At 58.4% G+C, this 15,737-nt stretch carries 12 protein-coding genes; 4 read left to right on the top strand and 8 right to left on the bottom strand.

Going from position 1 to position 15,737, the window contains the following annotated elements:
- On the bottom strand, positions 1 to 569 hold a 569-nt coding region (locus FVW27_RS12750; RefSeq protein ID WP_167125681.1), incomplete at its 3' end, for a metallophosphoesterase family protein.
- Positions 570 to 791: 222 nt separating this feature from the next.
- Between FVW27_RS12750 and FVW27_RS12745 the strand changes: the two genes are divergently transcribed.
- The 4 genes from FVW27_RS12745 to FVW27_RS12730 are packed head-to-tail and all read left to right on the top strand — an operon-like array spanning position 792 to position 7,886.
- Complete coding sequence (locus FVW27_RS12745) at positions 792 to 2,534, top strand: type I restriction-modification system subunit M (RefSeq protein ID WP_167125679.1); 1,743 nt, start codon at positions 792 to 794, stop codon at positions 2,532 to 2,534.
- Positions 2,531 to 3,859, top strand: a complete 1,329-nt coding sequence (locus FVW27_RS12740; protein ID WP_167125677.1) for a restriction endonuclease subunit S — start codon at positions 2,531 to 2,533, stop codon at positions 3,857 to 3,859. Before FVW27_RS12745 ends, FVW27_RS12740 begins: the two co-directional genes overlap by 4 nt.
- On the top strand, positions 3,856 to 4,779 hold the full coding sequence (locus FVW27_RS12735; protein ID WP_167125675.1) for a GIY-YIG nuclease family protein: 924 nt from the start codon (positions 3,856 to 3,858) through the stop codon (positions 4,777 to 4,779). Before FVW27_RS12740 ends, FVW27_RS12735 begins: the two co-directional genes overlap by 4 nt.
- The gene (locus tag FVW27_RS12730; RefSeq protein WP_167125673.1) at positions 4,776 to 7,886 is read left to right on the top strand and encodes a type I restriction endonuclease subunit R; all 3,111 of its coding nucleotides are present in this window, start codon (positions 4,776 to 4,778) and stop codon (positions 7,884 to 7,886) included. Before FVW27_RS12735 ends, FVW27_RS12730 begins: the two co-directional genes overlap by 4 nt.
- A 28-nt stretch (positions 7,887 to 7,914) precedes the next feature.
- Here the strand turns inward: FVW27_RS12730 and FVW27_RS12725 are convergent, their stop codons facing one another.
- The 7 genes from FVW27_RS12725 to trpF form a co-directional block, all read right to left on the bottom strand.
- Positions 7,915 to 8,517, bottom strand: coding sequence for a tetratricopeptide repeat protein (locus FVW27_RS12725; protein WP_243838422.1), 603 nt, complete (start codon positions 8,515 to 8,517; stop codon positions 7,915 to 7,917).
- A 476-nt stretch (positions 8,518 to 8,993) separates the two neighbouring features.
- Complete coding sequence (icd, locus tag FVW27_RS12720) at positions 8,994 to 10,142, bottom strand: NADP-dependent isocitrate dehydrogenase (RefSeq protein ID WP_167125665.1); 1,149 nt, start codon at positions 10,140 to 10,142, stop codon at positions 8,994 to 8,996.
- A 132-nt stretch (positions 10,143 to 10,274) separates the two neighbouring features.
- Complete coding sequence (locus FVW27_RS12715) at positions 10,275 to 12,023, bottom strand: DGQHR domain-containing protein (protein WP_167125664.1); 1,749 nt, start codon at positions 12,021 to 12,023, stop codon at positions 10,275 to 10,277.
- A 6-nt stretch (positions 12,024 to 12,029) separates the two neighbouring features.
- A complete protein-coding gene (locus FVW27_RS12710) occupies positions 12,030 to 13,310 on the bottom strand; it encodes a DNA methyltransferase (protein WP_167125663.1) in 1,281 nt (426 codons plus the stop codon).
- Between the two features lie 210 nt (positions 13,311 to 13,520).
- On the bottom strand, positions 13,521 to 14,300 hold the full coding sequence (gene trpA, locus FVW27_RS12705) for a tryptophan synthase subunit alpha (protein ID WP_167125683.1): 780 nt from the start codon (positions 14,298 to 14,300) through the stop codon (positions 13,521 to 13,523).
- A gap of 29 nt (positions 14,301 to 14,329) precedes the next feature.
- Positions 14,330 to 15,514: a tryptophan synthase subunit beta gene (gene trpB, locus FVW27_RS12700; RefSeq protein ID WP_167125661.1), complete on the bottom strand. Its 1,185-nt coding sequence runs from the start codon at positions 15,512 to 15,514 to the stop codon at positions 14,330 to 14,332.
- A 39-nt stretch (positions 15,515 to 15,553) separates the two neighbouring features.
- On the bottom strand, positions 15,554 to 15,737 hold a 184-nt coding region (gene trpF, locus FVW27_RS12695; RefSeq protein WP_481850163.1), incomplete at its 5' end, for a phosphoribosylanthranilate isomerase.

Genomic DNA, 15,737 nt, shown 5'->3' with positions numbered 1-15,737 from the left:
ACGCTGCCCGCGCTGATCAGGTAACGCCCCCCGGCGGGCAGCACGCGCGCGCCCTCGGTCAGCGGCTCGCGGGCCACCACGCCGTCGGCATCGCGCCGGACCAGCTCAAGGTCGTGAGTGTGCCCCACGAAGCAGATGGGCTCCGGAAACCGGTCGAATACCGAGGCCAGCCGCTTGCCGTGAAATTCGTACAGGTAGGTGAAGGGCGAATCGGGCGGCATGCCGTGCACGAAGCGGCAGCCTTCGCGCACCAGCATGCGGGGCATGGCGCGGGCCAGTTCCACCTCGTCGTCGTCCAGCCAGTCCATGGTCATGCGCACGGCATCGCGCGACTGGCTGTTGAACTCGCGCAGCCAGCGGGGGTCGGCCACGGCCATCTCGTGATTGCCCGCCACCGAAGGGATGTGCCGACTGGCCACAAGGCGCAGCACCGGGCCGGGGTCCGGCCCGTAGCCCACGTTGTCGCCCAGGGACACGGCGCAAGATGCCCCCTGCGCGTCCATGTCGGCCAGCACCGCCTTGAACGCGCCAAGATTGCCGTGAATGTCGGAAATGACCGCCAGCTTCATGGCTTACGGATAGCAGGCGCGGGGTTGGTTGGGAAGGGCGGGAGATAACAGCAACGCGCGGGCAGCGCCACGCAACGCCCCCGGCCCTTGTCCCTTCCCCAACCTCGCCTTGATTCGGGATATGCTTGTCTGTACTGTTTCGCCCAACATCGCCAACGCACGGGGCGCCCTGCCGCACCCGCTTCATACCGACATCTCACGCTCCACCGGGACTACACGCGCATGAATCAGCAAGCCCTTTCCGCGTTCATCTGGTCCGTCGCCGACCTTCTGCGGGGCGACTACAAACAGTCCGAATATGGCCGGGTCATCCTGCCCTTTACCGTGTTGCGCCGCCTGGACTGCGTGCTGGCCCCCACCAAGGCCAAGGTGCTGGAAGAACTGGCCGACAAGCAGCGGCTGGGCATCGCGCCGGACCCGTTTCTGCTGCGCGCCGCCGGGCAGAGCTTTTTCAACGCCTCGCCGCTGGACCTCAAGAAACTGATGGGCGACCAGGACCACATCCGCGAAAACCTGTTCAGCTACATTGGCGCGTTCTCTGCCGAGGTGCGCGACATCTTCGAGCGGTTCGAGTTCCACGCCCAGGTAGAGCGGCTGCACAAGGCCAACCTGCTCTATCAGGTCACCGAACGGTTCACCCAGATAGACCTGCACCCCGACGAGGTCAGCAACGCCCAGATGGGCCTTGTGTTCGAAGAACTGATCCGCAAGTTTGCCGAGCTTTCCAACGAAACCGCCGGGGAACACTTTACCCCGCGCGAGGTCATCCGGCTGATGGTCAACCTGATCTTCATCGAGGATGACGACATGCTCTCCACGCCCGGCGTGGTGCGCACCATCTACGACCCCACGGCGGGCACCGGGGGCATGCTGTCCATCGCGGGCGAATATCTGGACGATCACAACCCGAAGGCGCGCCTGACCATGTACGGGCAGGAACTGAACCCGGAATCCTACGCCATCTGCAAGGCAGACATGCTGATCAAGGGGCAGGATGTCGGCAACATCGTGTTCGGCAACACCCTGTCCGACGACGGGCACGGCGGGCAGCACTTCGACTACATGCTCTCCAACCCGCCCTTTGGCGTGGAATGGAAGAAGGTGGAAAAGGAAGTTCGCAAGGAACACGAACAGCATGGCTACAACGGGCGCTTCGGCCCCGGCCTGCCGCGCGTTTCCGACGGTTCCATGCTGTTCCTGCTGCACCTGCTCAGCAAGATGCGCCCGGTGGACCAGGGGGGCAGCCGCTTCGGCATCGTGCTGAACGGATCGCCGCTGTTCACCGGCGGCGCAGGCAGCGGAGAAAGCGAAATACGCCGCCACGTGCTGGAAAACGACCTGCTGGAAGCCATTATCGGGCTGCCCACGGACATGTTCTACAACACCGGCATCAGCACCTACGTGTGGATTGTGACCAACCGCAAGCCCGCCCACCGCAAGGGCAAGGTGCAGCTTATCGACGCTTCCGCCATGTGGCAGAAGATGCGCAAAAGCCTTGGGTCAAAGCGCAAGGAACTGTCGGACGAACACATTGCGGAAATCGTGCGCCTGTTCGGGCAGTTCATGGAGGCGGAGCAGGACGGCAAGCCGGTAAGCCGCATCTTCAGCAACAGCGATTTCGGCTACCGCACCATTACCGTGGAGCGCCCGGAACGGGACGCGGCGGGCAACATCGTGCTGGGGCAGCGCGGCAAGGCCAAGGGCAAGCCCGCGCCGGACAGCAAGCTGCGCGATACGGAAAACGTGCCCCTGCACGAGGATGTGGAAACCTACTTCAAGCGAGAGGTGCTGCCCCACGTGCCCGATGCCTGGATAGACCACGACAAGACCAAGGTGGGGTACGAAATACCCTTCAACCGGCATTTCTACGTGTTTACCCCGCCCCGCCCGCTGGCGGACATTGACGCCGACCTGGAGCGGACCACCGACCGCATCAAGGCCATGATCGAAGGGCTGATGGCATGAGCTTTCCAACGTATCCCGACTACAAGGATAGTGGTGTGGAGTGGCTGGGGAAGGTGCCGAGCCATTGGAATATAAAGAGATTCAAGTATATTTTCGAAGAACGCAACGAACGGTCACAGCATGGCGATGAGACACTCCTTTCTGTATCGGCATATACTGGCGTGCGCCCACGTTCTGAAATACGGAGTGACGACGAACACTTATCACGAGCAGAGAGTCTTGAAGGATACAAAATTTGCTATCGCGAAGACCTCGTAATGAACATTATGCTTGCATGGAACCGCGGACTCGGATTCACCAACTTTAATGGAATCGTGAGCCCTGCCTACTGCGTCTTCAGACATGTTGGGGAGTGCTCTGTACGCTTCTTAGATTACCTAGTCAGATCGGATGATTACATAGGTTACTTTAAATGTTTTTCTCGTGGTGTCATCAATTCCCGCCTGCGCCTTTATCCCGAAGATTTCGGTGGACTCTTTGCTGCGCTCCCAGATCGCGAAGAACAATCCCTAATCGCCGCCTTCCTCGACCACGAGACCGCCAAGATCGACGCCCTGATTGCCGAACAGGAAACGCTCATCGAACTGCTCAAGGAAAAGCGTCAGGCGGTGATCTCGCATGCCGTCACCAAGGGACTTGATCCCACTGTACCCATTAAGGACAGCGGCGTGGAGTGGTTGGGGGATGTGCCGGAGCACTGGCTAGTCCTTCAGCTGGGAAGGGTTTGCAACAATATTTCAGATGGACCGCATTTTTCACCAAACTATGTTGATGATGGTGTTTTATTTATTTCTGCACGAAACATTAAGGTTGACGGATGGTCATTTGACGACGCAAAATACATATCCGAAGAAGATTATCGTGATTTTTGCAAGCGTATCACACCTGAATATGGAGACGTACTATACACTAAAGGTGGAACAACTGGAGTTGCTCGTGTAGTTGACTTTGAAGAAACATTTCAAGTATGGGTTCACGTTGCTGTTCTAAAAATTTCCACCAACATTTCTAATCCATATTTCTTGGCCTACGCATTGAACAGTTCTGGATGCTATGAGCAATCACAGCTGCACACTCGGGGTGCAACAAACAAAGATCTTGGCCTGACGCGTATGATCAAAATTTGGCTGGCACTCCCCCCCATGAACGAACAAGACGCTATCATCACATATTTGAATGGGGAGACTACAAAAATTGACACGCTAATCGCGGAAGCTCAACGCACCACTGAACTCCTTCACGAACGCCGTTCCGCCCTCATCTCCGCCGCCGTCACGGGCAGGATAGACGTACGGGGCTACGCCCCCCAGCCGGAGGCCGCATGACCATTGGATCCGTCGGGCGCTCGCTCGAACTGTTCTTTATCGACGGCAAGCCGGAAGGCATGCAGACGGCAGAGGTGTTCAACTGGACCGGGCATGTGCTGTTGTTTCCCCGCACGCGCATAAAGGCGGCACTGGAACGCAAGGAAGCGCGCTACACCGGGGTGTACCTGCTGTTGGGCGAAGCGGACGGCGCACCGCTGGCCTACATTGGCGAGGGCGAGGACATAGCCGACCGCATCCGCAGCCACGACCAGAAAAGGGACTGGTGGACGCAGGCCGTACTGGTCACCACTGGGGCCAACACCCTGAACAAGGCGCACGTGAAGTACCTGGAATCGCGCCTTGTGGAAATTGCCCGCAGCGTGAAACGGTGGGAACTGGAGAACGCCAATACCCCGCCGCGCCCCGGTCTTTCCGAGGCGGCACAGGCCAACATGGAATCGTTCCTTTCCTACCTGCTGATGACCCTGCCCGCCCTGCGCATCGACATCTTTCAGGAATTCGCCAAGCCTGCCAAAACACAAGAGTGTGAAGCGCCCATCAACGGCACTTCACACTCCCCTCTTTTCGAGCTGATCCTGAAAAAGCACGGGCTGAACGCAACAGCCCGGCTTGAGGAAGAAGGGTTCGTAGTACTCGCCCAGTCCAATGCGCGCTTGCGGTGGGTTGGGGAAAGCACGGCGGATGGAGGCTATGCCCGTCTTCACGAACAATTGCGCGCCTCCGGGGTGCTGGTGGAACAGGACACACACTGCGTCTTCGCCAAAAGCTACGCCTTTCGCAGCCCCAGCGCCGCCGCAGCAGTCATCATCGGGCAGAATACCAACGGCCCGAAGGCGTGGAAACTGGCGGGCACCAGCGAAACATTCCGCGAGTGGGAAGCACGTCAGATAGATGCCGCCGCCACGGAGCCAGCATGAGCCACCACAAGGAAATCGAGTTCGAAAACGACATCTGCAATCATCTGGCCTCGCACGGCTGGGAGTACACGGCGGACGATGCCGCCCGGTACGACCGCGCCCGCGCGCTGTTTCCGGAAGATGTCGTTGCCTGGGTGCGGCAGGCCCAGCCCAGGGCATGGGACGCGCTGGCCAAAAGCCATGGCCCGGCAGCGCAGAACGTGCTGCTGGACCGCATCCGCAAACAACTCGATGACCGGGGCACGCTGGATGTCATCCGCCACGGGGTGGAACTGATCGGCCTGCGCGAACCCCTGCTGCTTGCCCAGTTCCGCCCTGCACTGGCCATGAACGACCAGCTTCAGGCGCGCTACGCGGCCAACCGCCTGCGGGTGGTGCGGCAGGTGCACTATTCCGTGCACCATGAAAACAGCCTTGACCTCGTGCTGTTCCTGAACGGGCTGCCGGTGGCCACGGTGGAACTGAAGACCGACTTCACCCAGTCGGTGCACGACGCCGTGGACCAGTACCGCTTTGACCGTCAGCCCCGCCCCAAGGGGCAAGGCACGGCAGAACCGTTGCTGGACTTTCCGCGCGGAGCGCTGGTGCATTTTGCCGTCAGCAATTCGCTGGTGCGCATGGCCACTAGGCTGGACGGACCGGGCACGCGCTTTCTGCCCTTTGACAGGGGCAACGCCGGGGCGGCGGGCAACGCGCCCAACCCGGCGGGGCACGCCACCGCCTATCTGTGGGAAGAGGTGTTGCAGCGCGAAAGCTGGCTGGAGATCATCGGGCGGTACATAGTGGCCCTGCGCGGGCCAAAGAAGCAGATAGAGAAGGTCATCTTTCCCCGCTACCACCAGTTGGACGCCACGCGCAGGCTGGTGCGGGCGGTGCGGCAGGAAGGGCCGGGCCACAAGTACCTCATCCAGCATTCCGCCGGGTCGGGCAAGACCAACTCCATAGCGTGGGCGGCCCACTTTCTGGCCGACCTGCACGATAATCAGCAGCACAAGCTGTTCGATTCCGTGCTGGTGGTCAGCGACCGCACGGTGCTGGACGCCCAGTTGCAGGAAGCCATCTTTGCCTTTGAACGGACAACCGGGGTGGTGGCCACCATCACCAGCGACAACGGCAGCAAGAGCGGCGCGCTGGCCACGGCGCTGTCCGGCGGCAAAAAGATCGTGGTCTGCACCATCCAGACCTTTCCCTTTGCCCTGAAGACGGTGCAGGAACTGGCCGCCACGCAGGGCAAGACCTTTGCCGTCATCGCGGACGAGGCGCACAGCTCGCAAACCGGAGAGGCCGCCTCCAAGCTGAAGCAGGTGCTTTCCGCCGAAGAACTCAGGGAACTGGAAGACGGCGGCGAAATCAGCAACGAAGACATTCTCGCCGCCCAGATGGCCGCGCGGGCTAACGCGAAGGGCATCACCTACGTGGCGTTTACCGCCACGCCCAAGGCCAAGACGCTGGAACTGTTCGGCAGGCGGCCCGACCCGGCGCTGCCCGCCAGCGTGGACAACCTGCCCGCCCCCTTTCATGTGTACAGCATGCGGCAGGCCATCGAGGAAAAGTTCATTCTCGACGTGCTGCGCAACTACACGCCGTACAAGCTGGCGTTTCGGCTGGCCAGCAACGGCAAGGAATGGGACGAAAAAGAGGTGGAGCGCAGCGAGGCCGTGAAGGGCATCATGCGCTGGGTGCGCCTGCACCCCTACAACATCAGCCAGAAGGTGAAGCTGGTCGTCGAGCACTTTCGCGAAAACGTGGCCCCGCTGCTGGACGGGCAGGGCAAGGCCATGGTGGTTACCGGCAGCAGGCAGGAAGTGGTACGCTGGCAGCTTGCCATCACCAAATACATCCGCGAGCAGGGCTACAAGATCGGCACGCTGGTGGCCTTTTCAGGCGAGGTGCGCGACGACGACCTGGGGCCGGAAGGCTTCACCGAGCACAGCAAGGTGCTGAACCCGAACCTGAACGGACGGGACATCCGCGAGGCATTCGGCACGGACGCCTATCAGATTCTGCTGGTGGCCAACAAGTTTCAGACCGGGTTCGACCAGCCGCTGCTGTGCGGCATGTACGTGGACAAGAAGCTGGCTGGCATTCAGGCGGTGCAGACCCTGTCGCGCCTCAACCGGGCGCATCCGGGCAAGGACACCACGTACGTGCTCGACTTCGCCAATGAACCCGCCGAGGTGCTGCGCGCCTTCAAGGCTTACTACGAGACGGCGGAACTTGCAGGCGTGACCGACCCGAATCTGGTGTACGACCTGCGGGCCACGCTGGACGGCACGGGCCACTACGACGCCAATGAGGTGGACCGGGTGGTCAATGCCGAACTGGACCCGTACGGCACCCAGCGCGAGCTTGCGGCGGCCATAGCCCCGGTGGCAGACCGTTTATTGAAGCGATACAAGGAATTGCAGCGCGTCATCAAGGCCGCGCAAGAGATGCACGACGCCACGGCGGAAAAGAACGCCCGCGACGAGAAAAACGCGCTTGAACTGTTCAAGCGCAATCTGGGCACCTACCTGCGGGTATATTCCTTTCTTTCGCAGATATTCGACTACGGCAACACCGACATCGAAAAGCGCGCCATCTTCTTTCGCCGGTTGCTGCCCCTGCTGGAATTTGGGCGGGAGCGCGACGAGGTGGACCTTTCCGGCGTGAAGCTGACCCACCACACCCTGCGCAACAAGGGCACGCACAATCTGCCGCTGCACCTGGGACAGGGCGACAAGTTGCAGCCCATGGGCGAGCCTGGAACGGGCGAGGTGCGCGACAAGCAGAAGGCGCGGCTGGCCGAAATCATCGCCAAGGTGAACGCCCTGTTCGAGGGCGAACTGACGCCCGACGACATGCTGATCTACGTGAACAACGTCATCAAGGGCAAACTGCTGGAATCTGCCGTACTCGTGGAGCAGGCCGCCAGCAACACCAAGCAGCAGTTCGCCAATTCACCGGACCTGTCGCGCGAACTGCTGAACGCCATCATGGACGCGCTGTCCGCCCACACCACCATGAGCAAGCAGGCCCTGGAATCCGAGCGGATTCGGCAGGGCCTGCTGGAAATCCTGTTGGATCATGCCGGGCTGTACGAAGAATTGCGCACCAAGGCGGCATAGGCCCTTGCGCGCCTAAGACAGGCGTGCTCTACGGCAGATAGGGCTTGGGCGTCACCGGCAGCATGGTGTCAGAAAAGGCGTCGCGCTCGTAGGACCGTGAGTAGCCCGGCGACAGGGGCCGCCAGCCGTAGCGGGCATCGGCGTGGGCCTCGCGCCCGTTGGCCGTGGCGGCCTCGGCAACATAGCCGCTGGCGGCCTGCGGGCCGAGGGGCAGTTCGCCGGACATCAACTGTTCCACGCGGGGCCGGATGGCCCGCACGATCTCGAAGCGGCTGGCGGTCCATTCCGACCACGCGGCGCGGGCGGCGGCTTCATCACGGGCGGCGATGGCGGCGATGCCCGCCCAGAACCGGGCGTATTCGGCTGCGCGGCGGTTGGTCCACAGGGGCTTCAGGACGTCCTGCGCGGCCTGGTAGTCTCCGGCTCGGTACAGCGCATAACCGCGCCGCACGCCCGCCTGCCAGTCGTCCGGGTTTTCGCGCAGGGCGGCGGCGTAGGTTTCCGCCGCCTGACGGAACTGCCCTTCCTCCATCTGCGACGAAGCGCGCATGCTGGTGGTGGCGGCGCACCCCGTAACAGCAAACGCCGCCAACACGGCGGCGAGGGTGAGCGTGCGAAGGCTGGTGTTCATGGTGTTCTCCTGCCTGCCGGGGTGCATGACGGCCTCGGAACGGGCAGCACAATCATAAGCACGGCCCGGCGGCGCGCAAGGTGCGCACGCACCCTATCCCGCCATTATCACAAATGTTTGCATTGGCTGTGCCATGTAGCGAGGGACAGGACAATATATCGAAACGCCCCCGGAAGCTCACCGCTTCCGGGGGCGTTGTCACTAATTCACAGGTTACCCGTTGCGCGCAGGGCACTGCTCTAAATTAGGATTTTTGTTCGTTGGCGAGGAAAACAAGCCTGACATGAGGGAGTGCGGCAGCCGTTATGCGAGTCTTCGAGCATTACGGATGGCGACCGCAGCGCGCTCTTATCGTATTCGACCGAGCCTTAGCCGTTAGGCGAGCGCGTAGCGCGAGTCTTACGGATAAGGACAGCAAAGCCATGGCAGGCGACGTTTGACGACGCCAACGGGCAAAAAGACAATTTAGAGAATAGCTACAGGGCCTTTTCCACCAACTCACCAAACGCCACGGTGCCCACGGTGGTGGCGCTGGCCATTTGCGAGGCCAGATCCACGGTGACGGTGCGGTTGCCGATGGTGGTGTTGATGGCGTTGTAGATGCGGGTGGCCGCATCGTTCCAGCCCATGTGTTCCAGCATCAGCGCGCCGCACAAAATGAGGCTGCCGGGGTTGGCCTTGTCCTGCCCGGCAATGGTGGGCGCGGTGCCGTGGGTGGCCTCGAAGAACGCCAGCGAGTCGGACATGTTCACGCCCGGCGCAAGGCCAAGCCCGCCCACCTGCGCGGCCAGCGCGTCGGACAGGTAGTCGCCGTTCAGGTTGGACGTGGCGATCACGCTGTACTGGTCGGGGCGGATCAGCACTTCCTGGAACATGGCGTCGGCAATTCGGTCCTTCACCACCACCTTGCCTGCTGCGCCCCCGGCGTCGGCTTCCAGCACGGCGGCGTCGGCGAATTCGTCGCGCACCACTTCATAGCCCCATTCGCGGAAGCCGCCTTCCGTGAACTTCATGATGTTGCCCTTGTGCACCAGCGTGAGGCTGGACCGCTTCTGGGCCACGGCAAAGTCCATGGCGCGGCGCACCAGCCGCTTGGAGCCGCGCGCGGTCATGGGCTTGATGCCCACGGCGCTTTCCGGGTCCACGTTGGCGCCCAGTTCGTTGCGCAGAAAGTCGATGAGCCGCTTGGCTTCCGGCGTGCCCGCCTTGTATTCGATGCCCGCGTACACGTCTTCGGTGTTTTCGCGAAACACCACCATGTCCACCAGGTCCGGCCTTTTCACGGGCGACATGATGCCCTCGAAGTAGCGGATGGGCCGGATGCAGGCGTACAGGTCCAGCGTCTGGCGCAGGGTGACGTTAAGGCTGCGGAAGCCCTTGCCCACCGGGGTGCCCAGGGGTCCCTTGATGGCCAGTTCCGCGCCGCGCAGGGCCTGCATGGTGGCCTCTGGCAGGTATTCGCCGGTGGCGGCGTAGGCCTTTTCACCGGCCAGCAGTTCCTTCCATTCGATGGAGCGCGCGTCGCCGTAGGTTTTCGCCACCGCCGCATCGATGACGGGACGGGCGGCCTTCCATACGTCGGGGCCGATGCCGTCGCCTTCAATCCAGTAGACCGTCTTCCGCATGGAGGCGCTCCTTTGCGCAGGCCCCGCCGGGGCGGGGCCGTACTGTCGTGCTGATTTTACTTCAAAATATTACACATAATATTCCACCTTTACATCGCAGAAAATAATCTACAAACACAAAATACTACAGACCTAAAAAGGAACCCTGTCCGCAAAGCACATATCATAAATAACTTTACCCATTTTGCTATACTGACTAGATTTAAATTTCTTGAAACCAAAGTCTTTTACGGTTTCAAAATTCTTTGAATAGTATTCAATAGATCCAATCTTATTATTTTTTACAAGCAATCTAAGGCAATTAATTATCCCATTTACCGTTGTAACATTTAATATTGCATCAGGATTTGTGCGACTAACAGTCCATCGTTCCCGCCCAACAGCAATACGCAACCCAATAAATACATTTCGAATTTTTTCAACACAAAAGTCCCTGTATTCATCCAATAGCTCGTAACAGTCATCTCGAATCAGTAAATTCTCCTTATCCGGGTTATCCCAAATCGAATACAGACTATCGTCTCCGCTAAATTTCAAAAGAGGACGCAACCCAAAGCTGACCACAGAAGCAGTTTTGATTGTATTCGATTCAAACCAATACGTTTCAAACTTATGCGCGAGCGGTCCATTTTCATTAAGCTTCGTAATAATTTTTGTCGCAATTGAAACCGCAGAAAAAGGATTTAGCGCGGACTCTATCTCCTGTTTTAGCTTTGAGCCAGCCGTCTGCTGATTGGAATTGATTTCAAGGAATAGCTTCGCTTCAAACTTTAAGCGAGCCTCATTTCCTTCAGAGGATGGAAATACTATTCCCGTAGCAAGCAAAAGCTGCTTGCTTCTTAATTTAGAAATTTTCTCCTCATACGCATCATCACCCTCATGATATGCAAAAAGCCTATGCTGCCCATCAATTATACCTATTGTATTCGCGCCGTCTTCAATAGAAATTTTCCCAGCACTTATCGATGATATATCTTCCTTGCTATCATTCAAAACAGAACCATTATTATCAAAATACTCTAAATTGATTCTATCACTTGGGAGAGTCACAATGATGTTATTTATAAAAACGCGACCTTCCTCGCTAAGGTACTTACGCATGCTGGATATTTTCTTCTTCCCCAGCATTCTTTGGTAAAAGCCAACATGCTCAACCTCTCTCCAGCCATCCTTGCGCAACACATACGCTCTCTTAAGAAGAGACTCGGCATCAACATAAAACGTAACGAGCTTAAACCCCTGTGCGAACGAAGTAACCGTATTCGGCAAAACATGCGCCTTGAACTTCATCGATGTTTCAGCACTCATGAACACGCCATCACCAACCCGTGAGGCGTTAATATCCAAAAAAGCAAAGAAGTCATACCGAGCAGATCGCTTTATCGCCTTACACACGCTATCAAAATATTTCACTATTTCATAATCGAAAAATTTGACACCAGTCGCGAGCCCCTTACTCTCAAGCGGTATTTTATTTTTCGAAACATAAACAATTCGAACTTGTAGCAACTCTTTTTCGTACTTTTTAAGGACATCCCGCTCAAGCACCTCACGCACGTTACCAAACCTGCTATGTTTCATTAAAAAATCAATAAATACCGGGGGGTCACTCAGAATACGTTGATAGATGTGCACCTTGTCTTTTAGATGGCCGCCAGGATCACTTGACAGTGTGTACTCAACGATCAATATGACGTTTTCATAAAAGAAAATATCATCAATCTCTGACGTTCTCCCACTATACGTAAATTCCTTCCCATCAACCTTTGGGGCTCGCCTGAACCCCATACTCGTCAATATGTTATAAACCTCCTTTTGCTGGAGCCGCTGCTCTTTCTCTTCATGTGTGAGCTTACGTTTTTTATTTTTTTGCTTTTTCATAATTAATTACTCATAATTTGATTCATCAAAGTCTACACAAATAGAGCTAATGATCACTCCTGCACCCAGCACATCACTTAATTCACGTGCTGCTACCTTTTTCCAAACTTTATGCGTAACTCTTTCTGTGTACAATGAAACGCTCTCATCCCTAGCAACAACATCGCACACCCTCTCGCAGGTCACAAAATAGGGTTCTATTCCAAATTTTGACAGCGGTGCTTTCCCTGAAAGACGCGTTGCAACGTCTAGAACCTTATCCACTGCACATCCCACATCCTGCCGCAGCACCATCTTATACTCGACCACGACAAGTGCATTTTTCTTTTTCGTACACCCAGTTGAATACTCCGCGCGCATCGCAAGAAGCGCGCCATCTAGCTCATCATTAATTTTTTTGTACAATACTCGTGCATACTTAAGCACCCTCAAATCCAATATCGCACGGTAAAAATCCTTACTGCACGACCTGCCTTCAATATCTTTAGAAGCCCCCCCACCATCAACTGCAGCCAAATACCTGTGAAACATATCTATATATTCGCTATTAAGCTCTATCCCTACAAAAGCCCTGTTCATTCCAAACGCTTTCGCAAGGACTGCCCCGCTACCGCTGAATGGATCGAGTACAACATCCCCTTCAACAGAGGACAATTGCAAAATCCTCTCTATTAACTCATCCGGCAAAGGACAAAAGTGACGAACATAGCCACTTCCCCAAGACCCCTGAGTTGGAATAGGAAAATCCCATACACCACCTGGGGCTTTACCATTTGGATTATACCGCTCAGGGTATTTTACCCACCACTTTTTAATGTTTTCACAACTACGAACATTATCCACATAAAAATTATACTCATCACTCTTTGAAAACATCAATACATACTCAAAACAGTTTCTAACTTGCCCCTTGTGCACCCAAGGAACTGTCTTATCTTTTTCCCATATTATTATCTCTCTTAGCTTCCATCCTATTTCACGCATTTTCCTATCAAAATCAAATGGCAAAGGAACAACCTCACCACTCTTCCTTAATGCATCTATCACAACCCACAATGTTCCAGTCCTCTTAGTACAGCGAAAAACACCTTCAAATACATTTTTCAAATCATCAAGATACGCATCATATGTTTGCCCAAAGCCTATTTGTCCGTCGCATCCATAATCTTTCATATCAAAGTATGGCGGTGAAGTTATAGTAACATCCACGCTCTCTGACTCTATCAAAGAGCATATGTTGCGCGCATCTATGTTGTGAACATTATTCAGTACGGCTTGAAACTTCACAAACTATATCCTTTCCATTTGAATTCAAAAATTTTTTCATAAATTCCAAGCAGGAGTAACAAATCTAGTTCGAAACGTCTAGCCACGCGAAATCGATTTACAAATACCAAAAGCGAATCCTTTCCGTGCGGAGCATACTCCGCTCCACACGGAAAGGAATTCAACCAACCATATAATCAGCTAGGCATCAGCTTAGCATCTACCGCCAACCTACTTCCACGCGGCCAGGAACGATTCCGCGCTGTTGCCTGCGTCGATGTGGCGCAACAGGGCGGAGCCGAACACCACGGCGTCGGGCCGGTCGGGGAAACCTTCCAGCTGCTTCGGCTCCTTGATGCCGAAGCCCAGCGCCAGCGGCAGGCGGAAGGCCTTGCGCGCGCGGGCCAGCGTCTGCGGCACTTCCGGCGGCAGGCCTTCGCGCACGCCGGTGATGCCCAGCACCGACACCACGTACACGTAGCCGGAGGCCACGGCGGCGTATTCGGCCATGCGTTCCTCGCTGGTGTTGGGGCCGACAAGGGCGATGAGGTCTATGCCCCGCGCGGCCAACAACGCGCGCATCTCCGCGTCTTCCTCCAGCGGCAGGTCGGGCACGATGAAGCCCGCAACCCCCGCCGCCGCCGCGTCCGCCGCAAGGTTTTCCAGCCCGTATTGCAGGAACGGGTTGTAGTAGCCCATCAGCACCAGTTCGGCGTCGTAGCGGCCCGCGCGGGCCTTCAGGCCGTCCAGTATCCAGCGCAGGGTCACGCCGTTTTCCAGCGCCCGCAGCGATGCTGCCTCCACCACCGGGCCGTCGGCCACCGGGTCGGAGAAGGGCACGCCTATTTCGATGACGTCCGCGCCGCCGCGATCAAGGCCGTCCATTTCCTCCCAGAAGCGGTCCAGCGTGGGAAAGCCCGCCGTCAGAAAGGGCACCAGCGCGGGCCGCCCCGCCGCATTGGCTGCGGTCACGCGGGCTTCCAGCCGCGACACCGGGGCCTCGGGCAGCATGTCGTTCATGTCGGTATGAATGGCCGCGCTCATGCCAGCTCTCCTTCGCGGAACAGCACTTCCCGCACGATTTCCATGTCCTTGTCGCCCCGGCCCGAAAGGTTGACCACCACATGTCCCCCGGCGGGCAGCTTGCCCCGGTTGTTCAGCACCCACGCCAGCGCGTGCGACGATTCCAGCGCGGGGATGATGCCCTCGCGCCGGGTCAGGGCCTGGAAGGCCTCCAGCGCCTGACTGTCGGTGGCCATGCCGTACACCGCCCGGCCAATGGCCCCCAGATGCGCGTGCTCCGGCCCCACGCCGGGGTAGTCCAGCCCGGCGGACACGGAGTGAGACGGCTCGATCTGGCCGTCCGCGTCCTGCAGCAGCATGGTCATCTGGCCGTGCAGCACGCCGGGGCGGCCAAGGTTGATGGGCGCGGAGTTGTAGCAGCCCGGCTCGCCGGTGCCTGCCGCCTCCACCCCCACGATGCGCACCGAGGCGTCATCCACGAACGGGTGAAACATTCCGATGGCGTTGGAGCCGCCGCCCACGCAGGCCACCACCATGTCCGGCAGCCGGCCCGTGCGCTCCAGCATCTGGGCGCGGGTCTCGCGCCCGATGACGCATTGCAGGTCGCGCACCAGCGTGGGGAAGGGGTGCGGACCCGCCGCCGTGCCGAAGCAGTAGTGCGTGGAATCCTGCTGGGCAATCCAGTAGCGCAGGGCCTCGTTGATGGCGTCCTTCAGGGTCTTGGTGCCGCTCTGCACGGGCACCACCTTGGCCCCCAGCAGCTTCATGCGCATGACGTTGGGGGCCTGACGCACCACGTCCGTCGCGCCCATGTAGATCACGCACTCCATGCCCAGGCGCGCGGCGGCAGCCGCCGTGGCAACGCCGTGCTGGCCCGCCCCCGTTTCCGCCACCAGCGCGGTCTTGCCCATGTACTTGGCCAGCAGGGCCTGCCCAAGAGTGTTGTTGACCTTGTGCGCGCCGGTGTGCAGCAGGTCTTCGCGCTTCAGCCACAGATGCACGCCCAGTTCCGCCGACAGCGTGGGGCAGGCCGTGAGCGGGGTTTCGCGCCCCGCGAAGTTGCGCAGCAGGTCGTCCAGTTCCGCACGGAACTTGTCCGAGGGCAGGATGTCGCGCATGGCGGCTTCCAGTTCCCGCAGCGGCGGCATGAGCAACTCGGGCACGAACTGCCCGCCGAACTCGCCGAAATAGCCTTTTTTCATGGTGGTATCCTTTGGCGCCGGGGCGCCAGTTGGTATCGACTATGCCGCGCGCAGCGCCGCAAGGGCAGCGGCCACGCGGGTTGCATCCTTCCGGCCGGGGGCGCTTTCCACCCCCGAATTGAGATCAACGCCGATCAGCGCGCCGGGGTCATGGCCACCGCAGGCGGCAACGGCGCTGGCCACGTTGTCCGGGGTCAGCCCGCCCGCCAGCAGCCACGGCACA

Origin of the sequence: Nitratidesulfovibrio liaohensis, from assembly GCF_011682075.1 — a bacterium.
GTDB lineage: Bacteria > Desulfobacterota > Desulfovibrionia > Desulfovibrionales > Desulfovibrionaceae > Cupidesulfovibrio > Cupidesulfovibrio liaohensis.
Note: the sequence above shows the minus strand (reverse complement) of the source record. Positions and strands in the feature narration are given on the sequence as shown.